The 16,776-nt window shown below is 45.7% G+C and carries 14 protein-coding genes; 5 read left to right on the top strand and 9 right to left on the bottom strand.

From position 1 onward, the window contains the following. Positions 1-82: 82 nt before the first annotated feature. From GTQ48_RS10050 to GTQ48_RS10040, 3 genes are read right to left on the bottom strand one after another with little or no spacing between them, the layout of a single operon-like run. Positions 83-1,699 carry a phytase gene (locus GTQ48_RS10050; RefSeq protein ID WP_163106568.1) on the bottom strand — a complete coding sequence of 539 codons (1,617 nt, stop codon included), beginning with the start codon at positions 1,697-1,699 and terminating at the stop codon, positions 83-85. Then, positions 1,699-2,694, bottom strand: a complete 996-nt coding sequence (locus GTQ48_RS10045; protein WP_163106567.1) for a metallophosphoesterase — start codon at positions 2,692-2,694, stop codon at positions 1,699-1,701. The genes GTQ48_RS10050 and GTQ48_RS10045 overlap by 1 nt, the downstream gene beginning before the upstream one ends. Before the next feature lie 17 nt (positions 2,695-2,711). After that, entirely contained in the window at positions 2,712-5,414 is a 2,703-nt protein-coding gene (locus GTQ48_RS10040; protein ID WP_163106566.1) for a TonB-dependent receptor, read from the bottom strand. A gap of 306 nt (positions 5,415-5,720) precedes the next feature. Here GTQ48_RS10040 and GTQ48_RS10035 point away from each other — a divergent pair, with 306 nt between their 5' ends. The 3 genes from GTQ48_RS10035 (at position 5,721) to GTQ48_RS10025 (ending at position 7,959) form a co-directional block, all read left to right on the top strand. Then, positions 5,721-6,620 carry a GGDEF domain-containing protein gene (locus GTQ48_RS10035; RefSeq protein ID WP_163106565.1) on the top strand — a complete coding sequence of 300 codons (900 nt, stop codon included), beginning with the start codon at positions 5,721-5,723 and terminating at the stop codon, positions 6,618-6,620. Further along, entirely contained in the window at positions 6,604-7,638 is a 1,035-nt protein-coding gene (locus tag GTQ48_RS10030) for an AraC family transcriptional regulator ligand-binding domain-containing protein (protein ID WP_163106564.1), read from the top strand. Before GTQ48_RS10035 ends, GTQ48_RS10030 begins: the two co-directional genes overlap by 17 nt. A 126-nt stretch (positions 7,639-7,764) precedes the next feature. Further along, the gene (locus tag GTQ48_RS10025) at positions 7,765-7,959 is read left to right on the top strand and encodes a hypothetical protein (RefSeq protein ID WP_163106563.1); all 195 of its coding nucleotides are present in this window, start codon (positions 7,765-7,767) and stop codon (positions 7,957-7,959) included. A gap of 18 nt (positions 7,960-7,977) precedes the next feature. On the opposite strand, the gene GTQ48_RS10020 is transcribed toward GTQ48_RS10025, so the two are convergent. Both GTQ48_RS10020 and GTQ48_RS10015 read right to left on the bottom strand, forming a co-directional pair. After that, the gene (locus GTQ48_RS10020; RefSeq protein ID WP_163106562.1) at positions 7,978-9,222 is read right to left on the bottom strand and encodes a peptidase C39 family protein; all 1,245 of its coding nucleotides are present in this window, start codon (positions 9,220-9,222) and stop codon (positions 7,978-7,980) included. After that, positions 9,212-10,678, bottom strand: coding sequence for a RimK family protein (locus GTQ48_RS10015; protein WP_163106561.1), 1,467 nt, complete (start codon positions 10,676-10,678; stop codon positions 9,212-9,214). Before GTQ48_RS10015 ends, GTQ48_RS10020 begins: the two co-directional genes overlap by 11 nt. 209 nt (positions 10,679-10,887) lie before the next feature. Between GTQ48_RS10015 and GTQ48_RS10010 the strand changes: the two genes are divergently transcribed. Together GTQ48_RS10010 and GTQ48_RS10005 are read left to right on the top strand one after the other, a co-directional pair. Next, positions 10,888-11,115, top strand: coding sequence for a hypothetical protein (locus GTQ48_RS10010; protein WP_163106560.1), 228 nt, complete (start codon positions 10,888-10,890; stop codon positions 11,113-11,115). Positions 11,116-11,319: 204 nt separating this feature from the next. Then, positions 11,320-11,952 carry an MCP four helix bundle domain-containing protein gene (locus GTQ48_RS10005; protein WP_163106559.1) on the top strand — a complete coding sequence of 211 codons (633 nt, stop codon included), beginning with the start codon at positions 11,320-11,322 and terminating at the stop codon, positions 11,950-11,952. Between the two features lie 51 nt (positions 11,953-12,003). Here GTQ48_RS10005 and GTQ48_RS10000 read toward each other — a convergent pair whose 3' ends face one another. The 4 genes from GTQ48_RS10000 to GTQ48_RS09985 are packed head-to-tail and all read right to left on the bottom strand — an operon-like array spanning position 12,004 to position 16,774. Continuing rightward, entirely contained in the window at positions 12,004-13,185 is a 1,182-nt protein-coding gene (locus GTQ48_RS10000; protein WP_163106558.1) for an aminoacetone oxidase family FAD-binding enzyme, read from the bottom strand. A gap of 3 nt (positions 13,186-13,188) precedes the next feature. After that, positions 13,189-14,223: an ABC transporter ATP-binding protein gene (locus tag GTQ48_RS09995; RefSeq protein ID WP_163106557.1), complete on the bottom strand. Its 1,035-nt coding sequence runs from the start codon at positions 14,221-14,223 to the stop codon at positions 13,189-13,191. Next, positions 14,223-15,743, bottom strand: coding sequence for an ABC transporter permease (locus GTQ48_RS09990; protein WP_163106556.1), 1,521 nt, complete (start codon positions 15,741-15,743; stop codon positions 14,223-14,225). The genes GTQ48_RS09995 and GTQ48_RS09990 overlap by 1 nt, the downstream gene beginning before the upstream one ends. Further along, complete coding sequence (locus GTQ48_RS09985) at positions 15,740-16,774, bottom strand: extracellular solute-binding protein (RefSeq protein WP_163106555.1); 1,035 nt, start codon at positions 16,772-16,774, stop codon at positions 15,740-15,742. Before GTQ48_RS09985 ends, GTQ48_RS09990 begins: the two co-directional genes overlap by 4 nt. Positions 16,775-16,776 lie beyond the last annotated feature (2 nt).

Here is a 16,776-nt window from a genome sequence, read left to right as displayed (position 1 = left end):
AATGTGGACAAATACTTGATTGGTGCCACTGATTCGTGACGCCAATCGCGTTTTTTACACGGCTCTTTTTTACGGCTTTTGTTTAACGGTGCTTTCGAATAAATTCAGCCAGCTTTGAGCCTGATACCAGCTTAAAGTTTTGCTTATCGCTAGGCATAACGTTTCGGCCATCTTGCACAACTAGCAGTCCCTGGGGATAGCGGCTACCAAGATTTACACTGCTTATGGCAAGACCATCGGTCTCGGATGCGCCATCAATGCCGTTCTCGATATCTGCAGTAATACGAAAGCTTCCCAGCCAGTCAAAATCATTATCGATTGCATAAACCGCATAGCTATCGTTTCCCTGACTAGAAGCAACTAAATAACGTTTGCCATCAACATGATAGATATCCATTCCTTCAATATCTGCATGTACTGAATCGCTCAAACCGGCTATTCGCGTGCTTGTTTGCTGAACGCCTGCCAAACTGCGCAGCCAAATACCGCTTGCTTCTTCCCCGTAGAATAGCTGTTGGTGTTTATCGTCAGCTACACAACCCTCAGGTTGGCTCGGTACATTAAATTGCTCCATTAGCGATGCACTTACCGTGTCACCGGCTACGGTTAACGCGTAGCGCAAATAGGTTCCGTCAGTGTCGTTAACTAGTACCTCTAGGCCTTGTTCTGGTTGGTAAAGGCAAAGACCATAAATATCATTTAATGGTGTCGACACATCGCCAATATGCATTACACTGCGGTTTTTTCCGTTTATAGCAAATACACTTAGCAGATTGCCGCTACGATTGCTCGCTACCGCTAAATCCATCCTATTTTCACCAAATTGCACCGACTGTCGAACATCAACGTTATTTACTTTTCCAATGGGAAGGTGCTGTAACCGTTTACCGTTCAAATCGAAAACATCAAGCCCCGCTTTTTTGTCAGTTCCAATAATAAGACTACGCCCAGGTGTTTCATTGTTTACCCAAATAGCAGGGTCGTCAGCAGCGTCACCGAATCGCTGTACCGGGTCAGTTTGTCCATCGGCAATCAACATAGGTAAATCACCGCGTTGATAGTCCGGTGGCTTAACATTAAACGAATGCACCCTGCCCATTTCGTCAGATAACTCGCCTTTTTCCGCCGATATCAGCGCAATAGAAACAGTATCTTCATCTAGCTCTAACGGTGATAAATATCGCGTCAGCTCAGATTCGGGTGCTACCGACATTTGCCACACTCCTATCCCTTCTTCAGCAATGTAGATTTGACCAGAAGCGTTATCCACCATGCAGTATTCTGGCTCGCCACCCATCGAAAAATCACGAATGGCTACCTGTCGCCATTGTGCGTTAGATTGAAGGTAGAGGTATTGTTGTGAGGCCATCCCTCGTGCGTCGAAAACAAACGCGCCAATACCCTGTGTATCTTGGAATACACACAGTGTTTCAACGTCGGCATCAGGTGGTGGTGAGCGGTATTGCTCTCTAATATCAAAGCGGCTATTTAATGAAGTAACGGCACTTACCACCAGCGCTTGTGTAAGTGGGTCGATATGCACCAACAATTGATTGTTTTCATCAATGCTATGACTTGCATAAATTTCCACATTCTCTGAAATATGGGTAAGAAGAGGCTTGGGGGCGGCCTGACACACGAGGGCACACACTGCCAAACAAGGCCCAACAACACTATAAGTCAAAAAGCGATGAAACATTACTTATCCTTACTAAGAGAAATGGTATAGCGATAAATCACTTCTCCACTATTATTAACAAATTGTACTAGGCACTGAGTACTGTCCATCGACACTATTGCAAAACCCGCTTGAGACTCAGCAAACAAGGTGAATTCCCGCTGCTTAACGGGCCGCAGCTCAGAACCGGCACCAGAAACAAAGTGCTCCACCTGTTTATTGGCAGCGCGATTGTGCTGCAAATCGTGCTCATGACCCGCAAAATACGCCTGAACGCCGTACTGCTCTAGCACTGGTTCAATCACATTGCGAATACCGCTCGTTTTGCCATAGCGCTTGCCGCTGGAATACAACGGATGGTGACCTATTACAATTTTCCATTCTGCCTTTGATTCGCTAAGCTGCTTATGGATCCAAGCGAGTTGCGCATCGCCATCTTGCGCCATCGCCGCCGCATATTTTTCCTCTGACTCATATGCAGGGTTAAGGGGGCTAGTATCTACAAACAATAGAAGCGCAGACGCATTATCGGAAACATCAACTGTTTTAGCGTAGTAAGGCGCCGGCATTTGCCACCGACGACTGATGTCGCTGTAATCAATTTGCGCTTGCCAATTTCCTCTGTAATCGTGATTGCCCAATGTGGCATACCAGTCGATAAACAAATTTGGGCCGGTATACACGTCTTCAAATGAACTGCGCCAGTAAGGGTCGTGAATAGAGGCTATACCGTTGCTGTAAAAGTTATCTCCCGTTGTAGCAACAAATTCAGCATCTGCTTGTGCCGCTGCAATATCCATCCATTTCGCTACCGTTCGTTGATGAAAGTGGCCATTTCGGCCCCAATCACCTAGTACCAGAAAGCTAAAGCCGTCTTCTACTGTCTCAAGGCCTTTAATCGCATTTTCGCTATAGTACTCGTTATCGTAGATCTCGTGGTTCTCGTGGCTTGCTAGCGAAAAGCTAGCAAGGCCTATAAGAACGATGGAAAGCGTAAACAAGAAAGTCTTTTTCATGTTTGCATTACATCCCATTACTGAGTACGCCAAATAAAGCCAATTTCAAAGGTACGGCCATACTGTTCGAATTGGGCATTGCGATTACGCTCATCAAAATAGTGGTACATAGGTTCGTCACCTAAGTTGATGCCATTGAAATACACCTGCATATCGTTGTTTATGTAATATTTGGCAACGAAGTCAATTTGCTGGTGATCATCTTCAATGCGCAACATGCCATCATCAATTTCTTCAAGGTTGTCACTTTTGTAAGTCATACTTAAACGCAGACTTAGCGAGTCATTCTCATAACCTACAACCACATTACCAACCGTGTCAGATTGATTGGGTAACTTAGTTTCAAAGCGTTCGCCATCAAGAATAGTGAGCGCGTCAGAATCAGAAAATGTGCTGTTTACCGAGAATAAAAGTCCATTGTTGAAACTCTTAACCCAGCTTAGTTCTAACCCTGTAAGGGTGGCTTCTTCACCATTAACGGGTTGAAAAGCTTCTTCGAACCCTTCCCATGGCCCAGTGCCCGCCACATTTGCCTCAACAATAAAGTTGTCGATACGCTTGTGGAATAATCCGGCAGACAAAACGCCAATACTCCCTGGATAGTACTCAAGCATTAGGTCGAAGTTATCAGCCTCATAGGGCAATAGCTCAGGATTGCCTACGCTTGCCTCACGCTCAATTACCTGCTCGCCATCCTCCGTTCTCACATTCGCCTCAATAATTTGAAACGCTGCTGCATCTTCAAAACTTGGACGGGAAAGGGTTTGAGTAAAAGCCGCGCGACCTATGAGTTTTTCAGAAAACGCATAACGCACGTTAATACTAGGGAAAAGGTTGTCGTAGTCGCGGGAGGCGTTGACTGGCTCAATAGTTAAATCAACGCTATCTGTGTCTTCATTCTCGGTTAACGATACTTGAGAGCCAGCGGTACTGTACGACGTGCTCTCATAACGCAAACCAGCCACTAAGCGAAGTTTTTCCCAGTCAAAGCGGGTCATGGCATAGGCAGCAAAGATATCTTCATCATTGCTAAAGGAATTGCCCTGAGACTCTATGCGAGAATCTAACTCAGCCAATTCAAGCCGACTGCGTTGCTGATTGAAGTTGTCTCTTAGCGCACCGCGATTAAGCCCTGGTCCAAAATTTCCGAGGGTGTACTCTGGAGAAGCGGTGGCAAATGTGGCGTTATCAAAACCATCAAACCCACCGTCAAAAATCGAAATATTGGCCGCAGCGTTTTTTTCTCGTGCTCGATATTTAGAGCCAAACTTCATTTCACCTTCACTGCTTAACCAGTCTACCCTTCTAGCGATATCGAGACGGAAACTCAACTCCGTATCTTTTGCGTTATTGCGCTCGAAACTCATTTGATCGAGTTCGTAGTTGCCAAGGTCGTTAAGTGCTTCAGGTACCGTAAGTTGGGGAATACGTTGTTCTAAATCGCCATCAATACCTGCATCTGCACCGGTGAAAACATAGTAAAGCGCATCAGGTTCGTCTTCGTCAGAGCGCGAATAGCCAGCTTGGTAACTTATCGTCCATGCGTCGCGTTCATGCTCTGCACCGGCAGATATGCTTAAAATACTTTGTTCTTCAAATCGGTCTTTACTTTCGCGCTCTACTTCTGAGTCATCGCCATCGAATACGAAAACGTTGGCTTGTCTGAACTCTGAGTCTGAAAAGCGACTATATAAGGTGCGTAAATAATACTGATTATTAAAATCTGGACGAAAATCAATGTTTACCGCTCCACCAAGACGCTCTCGCGTTATGGAATAATGACGCTGCTCAATTTCATCATCGCCATTACTTTCAATGTTGTCCGAGCCGAATTCACGATCAAAGTAGCTTAGTGCAGCAGCAATGCCCCATTTATCGTTTATTTTATGGGTGACGCTGCCTGCAAGCTTCGGGCTCAAGGCGTCGCGAAGTTCGTTTTGACTTAATTGTGCCGTAAATGAGGCGCTGTCAGTGGCTCGGTCAAACGCGCTCACACTTTTTACTTCAATATTACCGCCAATGGTATCGGCATCCATATCAGAGGTGACAGACTTTGAAACTGTTAAACTGCTAATGAGTTCAGAAGGAATAACATCGAGGGCTACCGACCTAACGCCGCCTTCAGGAGAAGGAATATTCAAACCGTTAATGGTGACATTGTTCAAATTCGGGTCGATTCCGCGAATACCTACAAAGCGCCCTTCACCCTGATCACGCTCAATTGAAAGGCCCGGTAAGCGCTGTAAAGACTCCGCAGCGTTCTGGTCTGGGAACTGACCAATCGCATCCGAAGACACGACTGATGTTATGCCATCAGCCATGCGCTGTTTGTTAATTGCTGTCGCTTGCCCACTTCGTTGCCCACGTACCAGTAGCTCTTCAATAGTATCGTTGGCAGCACCAACCAATAAGGTAACATTGGTAATATCATCGCCAACGACAATTGTTTGCGTGGAAGGCTCTGTACCTAAATAATCAATTTCAACCGTATAAGTGCCTGGTGCAATGCGTGGAATTCTAAAACGACCTTCTTTATCGGCATAAACACTTATGCCCAACTCCTGAATATCGATTTTGGCGCCAGCAAATAATTTGCTGCTGTTTACGTTGGTGACTACGCCTACTACCTGCGACGCATCGGCCGCTATTGCCTGAGGTGCCGTAAATTGCAACGCTGCCGAGCAAGCAATGGCGATAAGAGATAATTTTCTAGTGTGCATACCTGAGTTCTTCTGATTGTGTGAGAGCCAGCACAAAGTAGGATGAATAAATGACGTTTCCGTGACAGTTTTTTGACCTAACCGCCAAAAGTACACAGATAAACATAAACAAAGCCCTACTCGCCATTTCCCTGAGCCAAAATGACCTGCACCCAAACCACTGTTTACATTGAATTAATAGCCAAAATATCGACTATCAGGGTGCTGCACATCGTTAAACTGTCATAATCGTGAGCCAAAATAACACTACTACGCCAAGGTAGATTACGTTAAACAGCACATATCACGGTATTTAGGTTATTCATCATGGTTTCACATTTAAGACGGCATCAAGGTTTGTTCTTGTTGTCACTAACACTTCCTATACTCGCCTTTGCGATGTGCGTTTTAGCGGGCACGCCAGAATCCTCAGGTATTGAATGGCTTGATGTATTGGGTGAAGGGAGTGTGACCCTAGTCTTATTGCTGTGGATATTGGCACTTCTGATTAGTCGTCCTTCGGGGAAGTTAACTCAATTGCTAGTGATAGGCCTTAACCTTATCCTGTTTTCTTCACTTTTGGATTTGATGGATGAGTTTATGGACTACTCAGCCTCGTCTAATTGGGTTTCTATGATGGAATCTATCCCTGCCTCTATCGGCATGGTAATGACCACTTTTGCTGTTTGGCAATGGCATAAAGAACAGTTGACGCTTAACGCGCAGTGGCAAACAAGAGAGGGCTTTGTTCGCAATACGGAAGACCTCGATCCGGTAACTCAGTTATACAGCGGAGAGCACTGGATGATGCGTTTAGAACAAGCATTCGCCCATAAACCTCGCTCATATAAAACGTTAGTGATGTTAGACATTAATGACTTTAGTCAGTTTAATAGCCAGTACGGGCATAATGAAGGTAACCGCTACTTACGAGGATTGTCCTCAATGCTATCGCTATCACTTCCAAGTGGCGCGCTAGTTTGCCGGTTTGCTGGAGACCGCTTCGCTATTTTATTGCTGCAAGATGAAAAGGTTGATTCAGCAAACTGCATACACCAACTCAGCGAAAGTATTCATCATTTTGCTTTTTATCCCCACCAGTGTAATACCGCTATTTGTTTGAGTGCTCGTCACGCTGCAATGGAAATAGTAAGTATGGCTGACATAAACGCAACCATCCTAAAACTCAATCAAAGCTTAGATAAGCAGCATGCACACGCAGCCTAATCACCCTAACACCATACCCAAATCATCGCTTCTAGGTGTTACTGACAAACACTTAACCGCCTGGCCTCTAGCGCAGGCTATGGTTGATGTGAGTATTTCACAACATATCGAAAGCGATGCATTGCTAAGGGGTACAGGGCTTTTCATAGAAGATATTGCTAACGGCAGAAGTTTAAGTGCTAAACAGCTTCTACTATTGAGCCAGCGAGTTCAAAAGAGTGTGAAGAGCCGAGACGCAGGATTACAAATAGGGCGAATGCTAACCTCTAGTCACATGCTAGGCGTGCTATCTATCCTATTGAGATGCCGTAACGTAGCGCATTGTGTTGAGCTTCTTTCTCAAATGCGCTGGAGCTGTATGCCACTTATTCACTGGCGAACGTATTATCACGACGATACGGTTTACCTTGTACCTCAAGATAGTTTTGGTGCAAAAGAGAACTGGTCTTTTCAGGTAGAAATAGCCTTTGCTTGGATGGTATCTATTGTTCGTCAAGGAACAGACAAACGGTTCCCTTTAAGTTTTGATTTTGAATGGGCTCGTCCACGCAATATCTACGATTACGAGGAGTTTTTAGGTACGCGGCTTTCTTTTGAACAACCTGTGACAATGATCAAAATTCCTCGTGAGGCGTGGGAGAAGCGCTTTTCACTTGCCGATGAGGAGTGGGTTACAACCGGTGTGGCATCGTGGTCCAGGCAACCTATATATGCATTGACCGAACGGATCCAAGATTTACTAGTACAAAAGCCTGACTTAACAGCAGCGCAAATTGCTTCAACACTTTCCATGAGTCTTGCCACCTTGAAGCGTCGTTTAGCTGAGCACAACATGAGCTTCAAGCAACTTAGCGACAGCATTCAAAAGCAACACGCTATTATGATGGTAAAAACATGTAGGGCAAACACCCAACAGCTCGCAGAGGCATTCTCTGTAACTGATACTACGAACCTTCGGCGCTTTATTAAACGCCTTACCGGTATGACATTAACCCAAATTCGCAACTCTATTTCTTAATTTACCAAGGCCGCTAGGTCACCACCCGTATAAGTATTTTTGATAATCCCCTCAAAACTTGGCAAGCAAATTGTAAGTCTATGTTCAGTTAACTTAAACCTGAGCTAAAACGACGAGAATTTGACTATGCGTTTACCCACTAAGCAACTCATCAATAAAATTGAACACCTTTCTAAAGACCTATCTCCTGCTCAACTTGGGCGTTTTCTCGATATTATCGATGCAATGACTGCGTTAGTTGAGGACGCCGCCACGGTTGATTTAGGCCATGACAAAAACGCTAAATCAAGTGAGCAGAGTACATCATCTGTTATTCATTAGTAGAGATAGAAGACCAAGTTACGAACCCCGAGGCTTAATCACCAAGCACGTTCGTAGCTTTGTTTTGCCAAACACAGACAATGATGCAAAGTCTTGCTTTAGAATAGGCAGGTGCTGATAATCTAAATCAATATCTTCGCTATCGGCTGTATCTGCGTCACTCACAGCTATGCCGTTTAAGCCAAGGCCACCATTGTGATTCGTACTATCTAGCCTCACGCCGGCCTCATCATAAAACCCTTCGCTTCCGTCAGGATCGTGTAAATACAAGCAACGTTCATCAGCATGAGTTATTACCACCCAGTGGGGTGCTTTTATCCCGTGAAATTGATATGTACTAATAAGGCAAATAACGCCGTAACCTTTGCTTAGTGCCGCTTCAATTTCAGCCAGCTGAATGTCTGTTTTATGTACTACTATATTGGCCTTTAAAGCCCGTTCAATAAAATCCTGCTCTACAATGCGCATAATCGATTTTTTGTGTTCGCTGCGCACGCCATCTACAAATAAGTCATTTATTTGTGTGGAATATACTTCAACGTCGAAACCCCGCTGGTGCCCAGCTAACGCCAAACCTAAGGGATGGCAACCGCCGTGTCCTGAGGTCATGAAAATAGTGGTGGCCTGGCGCCAAATGGCTATTTCAGTGGTTTGGTCAAACCGCGTATCCTCTTGCACATACTTCATTGCCATCATTAAGGCACTTGGTCCACACGTAAACGCCGTAGTTTGCTTGTACCACGGGTAGTGCTGTTGAGGGCCAATAGCGCTTGCATACTGTATGGGCTTTTGAAAGCGCAGCGCATCGGCACCTGTTGCATAGTACTGCCGATAAATACCAAACTTGCGATAACCTAACTGCTTATACATTTTGATTGCTGCTTTGTTATCTTCGGCCACTTCTAAGCGAATAAACAGCTTTTGTTTCTCGGCCGCTAACGCTTCAAGCTTTTGCAAAAGCGAGGGCGCTATACGCTGCCCCCTAGCTTCACCGAGTACCGCTAGAGAATACAGGCGAGCAGAACGACTGCCTTTGCGCAAAATAACCAGGCCGTAACCTACAATGCCGCTGCCACTTTCAGCTAGCAGTAAAATGCCGTGCTCCGCCTTTATCCAATAGCGCATACGCCTGCGCGAAAGCCTGTCGCTATCAAAGCTGCGTTGCTCAATGTGTTCTAGGGCATCTAAATCGCTTGCCTTTGCCAGTCGAAAACTAACCTCAGATGGACAATGTTGTGCCTGGCTCTTAAAGCTAGCGTCCACGGGCTTCCAACCTGTTTACAAACTCCTGCATAATGCTCATATAAAGCTCTTTTCCAAGGTAAAGGTCTTCAACCTTAGCCTCAATGCTGGGGTTGTCGTTCACCTCAATGACATACACTTTGCCGTTGGCCTGCTTAATATCAACGCCGTACAGGCTTTTACCAATCATTGAGCATGCTTTTATCGCTGCATCTAACACCGGCTTAGGCACTTCAAAGGTTGGCAGAGTTTCAAACCCACCTGACGTATTGGTTTTCGCGTCATGGTTGTATATTTGCCAGTGCCCTCGGGCCATGTGATATCGACATGCATAAATAGGCCGGCCATTTAATACGCCAATGCGCCAATCAAATTCGGTAAAGATATATTCTTGAACTAACACCAGTGCAGATTCGTTTAGCATGGTTTCAAGCTTATCTTTCAGCTCGTCATTATCCTTTACTTTAAATACGCCCATTGAAAATGAGCTTTCTGGCAGTTTCAGTACCATTGGAAAACCAAATTCATCCGCTAGCATTTGGCACGTTGATGCCGTATTGTCAGACACAAAGTGACTGCGTGGCGAAGGCACCTTGTGATAGCTAAACGCATCGTGCAAATACACCTTATTACAGCACTTCAAAATACTGGTCGCGTCGTCTATCACCACTAACCCTTCCTGCTCTGCCTTGCGAGCAATATGATAAGTCGGGTGGTTAATAGCCGTGGTTTCACGAATGAAAAGCGCATCATAATGAGTAATGTTAGCTGCTGCTTGGGCCGCATTGACTACTTCAGCGTTAATACCCACAAGCTTTGCCGCTTTAATAAAATGCTTAATTGCTTTAGCGTCGCTAGGCGGTGTCGCTTCATTCTCATTACATAAAATCGCCATATCCCAGCGGGCTTGTTTTTGCTTACTTCCACGTAGCCAGGTTTTTGCTACGTAGTGTTGAAGCGCATTGGCTAACTCTGATTTATCTTCGCCGTTAGCCGTGCACCAATCGCCAAAACCTACCGTCATTACCGTAGCGCTCGATTGTTTACTTACCGAAACACGCAAAAAGGGCGCTGGAAAACGTTCGAAGGCAAACTTGGCGATTGCGCTCATCGATACAGCTTTAGTGGTACCAAAAAACACATCACAGCTACTGCCATCAATAGCTTCATCGCTCAACAATTTAGGTAGCGTAACGGTTTTCATTTGAAGCGACTGCTCTTCACTTTCAATGATCAAATTATTAATGGTATTCACGCTTGGCAGTACTTTGTGCGTGCGCGCTTCAGCTAACAATGAACAGTAATAGCCCTTACTTAAATAGCGATCGGTGGCGCACAAATTGATAACGCGCATTTTGCCTTCCCCACGCTTGGGGAATTGTGAAAGGTATTGCTCAAAATCAACCACTTCGCAATTTTGAAAGTGCAGTTGATGAGCATCAGATAGCGAATCGACAACAATTAATGTTGTTATCATTTTTAATTCCAAATAAGTACATGTCGCACACTACGTGCGACATTGAGTTAATTGCGCGGAATATAGACTTTTTTGATGCTATATCAATGGATGAACAGCAGTATTTGAACGAAATAATTTGTCCTTAACGGTCATATTATTTTGCTCGTATTTTGGCCAATTAATTTTAAGCTTAATCCGTTCACTGAATGAACTTATTGGGAGATAACATGAAATATATTTGGTTAGTGGCAGGGTTAGTTTTTTCTGCAACCGCGTTTGCTGACGATAGACCCGTTGCAAGCAAAGAACTTGTTCTTGAGTACAAAGCTTACTGTGCAGAACTTGCCGAAGATGAAGGCACAGACGGCTTATCACTTGACGAATATTTACTTATTTGTATCAATGAAGAGCTAGATATAGAGGGTTATCAACCCATTACGTCTATTCCTAGTTAACACTTTGTACACATCCTTTTTTGCGCCTACATGTTAGGCGCCCTCATATACCAGCGACAACATTGCGATTAGCAACCTTGTATCTGCGCGCCGCTGCACCTATCATTTCACAAATGGTAAACATAAAACTTACAGCCCTATAAACGACTAACGAACTAGCGTTGGTGTTCAGCGTGTCTGTAAAGTAGCGTGAAAGGAGGTATCATGAGCTGGGCAAGTAAAGGGCTATGTATCGTTGTTTTTCTTACGTCACTTGCATTGGTGTATGCAATGGGCGAGACCAACTTAAATAGCTTTAACAATGTGAAGGACTCTATCGAGGAGATTTACGAAGATCGTCTTGTAGTTAACGGAATGATTTACGAACTCGCTGGTTTCTTGCATGAGAAGGAAGTCGCACTTGCGGCTCAAAACTATACTTTTTTCACGAGCGAGAACGAAAAGGTTAACAAGCAAGCCTTTGCCATTATTAATGCGTTTAAGAAAACTTATTTAACTGATTTTGAAGCGTTCACGCTGAATCACTTTGAAACTAGTTTTAATGAGCTTGTGACTTTAGAAAAAGAAATCTCATTTGCTGAAGAGCAGCCAGTCGATACCGCCGCCATTGCAACACTACTGCTCGAACTCAAGGCGCTAAATAGTGACTTGGATAAACTTTCAGATATTCAGCTTGCTGAAGGAAAGAACAAGCTAGCAATCAGTAAAAATGCCGCTGAAGCCATGGAAACCTATCGTTCTCTGGAAAAGTATTTTCTAATCATTACAGCAGTGCTCATTTTTATTATTATCTTGCTGCCCTCTTCGAAGGAAAAAGATGAGTTTGTGTCTGAGTAAAACGAGTTTGTGCGGGCAGACGCTAGTTGCGCACTTTACTGCCGCAAAAAACTACACCACCTGCCCGGCTGCCCAGCCGCTGCTCCACGCCCATTGGAAGTTATAGCCTCCTAACCAGCCTGTTACATCAACCACTTCGCCAATAAAATACAGCCCTTCAACGTTGTTGGCCATCATGGTTTTTGACGATAACTCATTGGTATTCACACCTCCAATCGTCACTTCAGCTGTGCGGTAGCCCTCTGTGCCGTTTGGCTTGATATGCCAGTTTTCTAACGTGTTTGCGATACTCTCGCATTCCCCGTGAGAGAGTTGCTTAACTGGCACGTTGCGCCATTCGTTTAACTCGATAAAACTTTGCGAAACACGTTTAGGAAAAATCTTATTTAAGCAGGTAGCAAGCAACGCATCGGGAGTTTGTGCCCTCGCGCTATTTAATACCTCGTGAGGGTCATTATCAGGAGTGGTGTTAATACTTAACGTATCTCCTGCTTCCCAGTAGCTGGATATTTGCAGCATAGAAGGGCCACTTAGCCCTCGATGAGTAAACAACATGGCTTCTTTAAAGGTGGTGTCGTTGCAGCTTGCGTAAACATCTACGGCTACACCACTTAAATCGGCAAGGGTTTCTTTGTCTTTATCGTGTAAGGTAAATGGTACCAGGGCCGCTCTAGTTGGCAGTACATTTAAACCAAATTGCTCAGCAATTTTATAGCCAAAGGGCGTAGCCCCAAGCTTCGGCATACTCAAGCCGCCAGTAGCAACCACTAGAGACTCGCATTCGTAGTCACCATTTGAGGTAGATAGTATGTACTTACTTTCGCGCTTCTCTACCGACAATATTTCGCAGCGCGTAGTGACCGCCACCTTGGCTTTTTCGCACTCTTTTAGCAGTAAATTAACGATGTCTTTTGCACTGTCGTCACAGAAGAGCTGCCCCAGTGTTTTTTCATGATAAGCAATGCCGTGCTCGGCAACTAAGCTAATGAAATCCCACTGGGTATATCGACTCAGGGCAGACTTACAAAAGTGGGGGTTTTGAGACAAAAAGTTTTCTGGGCCTGCGTACATATTGGTGAAGTTGCATCGCCCACCGCCAGACATCAATATTTTACGCCCCACTTTCTTGGCGTGATCAAGCACCTCTACGCTACGTCCTCGTGCACCAGCCTGCGCGGCACAAAAAAGCCCAGCAGCACCTGCTCCAAGCACTATCACATCGCGTTTAATCACGTATTAAGCCTCTCTTGGAAATACGGCTAACGGGTGGGTAGTAATAAGCTGCATATGCGCACGCTCACCTGGCTTAATCGCATTCTCGTGGCTTACGCGCACTTTAAGCTGACTGCCGTTATCATGAGTTACAGCATAAAGTCGACTTTCACCCTCATAGCGTACCCAGTCTACTGTACCGTTTGGCGAGGCATGACTTGCATCTAAACTTAAGTCATCGGGTCTTACCAATAAATCTACGTCGCCATGAGCATTTTGAAGCGGTGTACCAGGAACATTGCCGATATCCGTAATAACGGTGTTATCTACATTGTTTTCGCTATTGTCGAATTGAGCCTTCAGAAAGCTCGCCTCACCCATAAAGCGCGCTACAAAGCGGCTGTTTGGAGTTGAGTAGCACGACTCGGGCGTGTCTAACTGCTCTAAAACGCCCTTGTTCAAAATGCCAATTCTGTCACCCACACTGAGCGCTTCTTCTTGATCGTGAGTCACCCAAATAGCAGGTACGCCCGCTTTTTTAAGAGCGTCGCGTATTTCCCAACGCAAGCTGTCTTTTAGCGCAGCATCAAGGTTTGATAGGGGCTCATCAAGTAATACAAACGCAGGCTCATGAGCAAGTGTACGGGCTAACGCCACACGCTGCTTTTGACCGCCAGATAAACTGGCTGGCTTAACGTCGCGAAAATTATCTAGTCCCAACAGCGTTAGCCAATGATCGGCAAGGGAGGTGTCTTTTAAACGGAAACATACGTTTTGCTGCACAGTAAGGTGAGGAAACAGCGCAAAGTCTTGAAACACCATGCCTACATTGCGCTTTTCAGGCGGAACGTGCTTAGCCGGCGTACTTGTCCACTTACCTAGGCGAATTTCACCTTCGGATAACGGTATTAGGCCCGCTAACGCCTGCAAAATAGTGGTTTTACCGCAGCCTGTAGGCCCTACCAACATGAGTATTTCGTCTTGCCCAAGTTCTAAATTTAACTTGTCGACAACGCGGGTAGACCCATAATTCACTGACAAATTACTGACACTTAGCATTACGAACGTTCATCCTCGGTAACGGTAAATTGGGCTTTGCGTTCGCCCGATAGCATTAGCACTAACCCAACGCCTGATAATAAAACTAGCAGCAAGCCCGGCACAGCGGCGCGGCCAAAATAGCCTGCTTCGTAAACACGCCACATATAAGTAGCTAGTGTTTCAAACCCCGTCGGCCCAAGCATAAGGGTAGCCGGGAGCTCTCGCATAGCTTCTAGAAAGACTAATGCAGCACCCGCAATCATACCACGAAGGGTTAGCGGTAGCGTAATTCGTGTAAAGGCTTCTCTGGGGCTTGCGCCAAGTACTCTTGCCGCTTTTACTAAGCCTGAGTCGATATTTTCAGCGGTGGTTCTTACACTGCCTACTGCCAATGGCAAAAAGCGCAGCACGTAAGCCATAACTAATAAACCTAGGGTTTGATATAGCGCAGGAAGCTGCAGGCCAACATAAACCAGTGCAGTCCCCATAACGATGCCAGGTACGCCAAAGCCAAAGTACGTAATACGCTCCATCAAACGGCCTGCTTTCCCTGCAATAGCAGCATGAGCAACAGGAATAGCCAATAGCACCGCCACAAGAGCCGCGAGGAAAGAAGCGTGAGCAGAGTTCCATGCGTAGCTTAATTCAAAGCCACCGGTTCCCTCTCGCACTAGCCAAAGGGTAAATATAGCGAGAGGCAAAACAATTGCCATAAACACAATAGGCATGGCAGAAAGTAGCATTAAGTTGCACTTCCAACGCGCAGGAAAAAGTGACAGGTGTCGACCAGGGCGCTCTGTTGCGCCACTAATGCGGCTCTCAATAAATAGGATGAGCCCCACAATTACCATAAGCTGCAAGCTCAACATGGCAGCTTGGCTTAAACCAAACGCATTGTATTCAACGAAAATAACGCGGGTAAATGTATCGAGGCCCATTATGGCTGGGGTGCCAAAATCGGAAAGCGCGTAAAGCGCGGCAAGCAATGCCCCAGCCGCAATGCTGTTTACCACTCTAGGCAGTACTACACGCCAAAGGCTTGCACCTAATGAAAGCCCTAGCGTACGAGCCGCATTCACTAAACTGGCGTCTAAACTAAGTAAGCTAGAACGCGTGGTCATCATAACAAACGGGTAGGTATACAGGCTCATGACAAGTGCCGATCCCCACAAACCGCTGATAGGTGGCGTGGTAATACCCAGCACGTTTTCTATTTCGCCACCGCGGCCAAACGAGAAGTACATGGCAAACGCGCCAATATAGCTTGGTAACGCCAGCGGAGCGGCTAATACAATTAGCCAAAATCGTTTAAACGGCAGTTGCACATAGGCGGTAAACATTGCCAGCGGCACACCAATAATCACTGCGCCAATAATGGTCAGCACCATTAATGCAACCGTGTTGCCTAGTACTCGTAAATTATGGGTATCGAATAATTGCGCACTGTCTTGAGCTAGAGAAAACAAAACGCCGACGGGCAATAAAGCCATCAGCGCAATGAGTAGTGCCAGTGGATACGACTTTGGCCAATTTGTCACAGTACGCCAACATCCCTCATCATATTTAGGGTTGGGCGCAAGTCTGCAAGTTTGCGAAGATCGAGTTCAGGAGGAGACAGCGAGGTCAAACTCGCCAACCCTTCTGGTGCAGCCACATCTTGCACCATTGGAATTTCATACGCTTCTCGAGCAAGGTAGCTTTGTACTTCATGGGTCAGTAAATAACGAATGAAGTTAACGGGTAAATCGCCATCGCTTAGGGCTACAATACCCGAAGCGTTTACCAAACAGCCCGCATCGTTATTGGTGTAGGCTAACGCCACATTAGCGTCAGGTTTGCCCGATTTTAAGCGTAAGGTGTAATAATGATTGGCAAAACCGATATCCACTTCACCGCGCTCTACGCCCATGACTACACCAAGCTCACCAGCGTATTTCTTAGCATTGCGGTTAATGCCTTTTAACCACATGCGAGTGGCTTTTTCGCCTTCTAGTACGCGCATTGCCGTAACAAACGACTGAAATGAAGAGTATGCAGGCGCCCAGCCAATTTTTAAATCGCTGTCGGCTAATGCCATTACGCTATCAGGAATTTGTTCGGGAGTAACTCGCTCGGTATTGTACGGTAGCGTACGTACTCTGCCCGTTACCGGAGACCAGCTAGGATATTGAAAACCGGGCTTTAACTGATTGGTAATGCTTGCAGGAAGGGGTTTTGCTGCTCCCGAATCGGTAACCATACCAATAGAGCCCGTATCTACCGCCCAGAATAAGTCAGCCCGCTTCACGCCTGCTTTAGTTTCAGCCACAATGGTATTGGCCAACGCGGCAGAACCACCGCGGCGAATTTTAAGATTTAACTTAGGATTGCGCTTTTTAATCGCATCGAGAACATTCTCGTAAAGCCCACCTTCTCCACGCCCTAAATACAGCGTTAGATCGCCCTCTAACTTGGGTAGCGATTCTACAGAAACGCTACCGACTACAGATGCGGCTTGGGCTAAACTGAAAGGTACACAGCCCAATACACCTGCGGCAGCTAAACCTTGTAAGAATGTTCTTCGTTGCATCT

Origin of the sequence: Alteromonas genovensis, from assembly GCF_010500895.1 — a bacterium.
GTDB lineage: Bacteria > Pseudomonadota > Gammaproteobacteria > Enterobacterales > Alteromonadaceae > Alteromonas > Alteromonas genovensis.
This window is presented reverse-complemented; position numbering and strand designations above follow the sequence as displayed.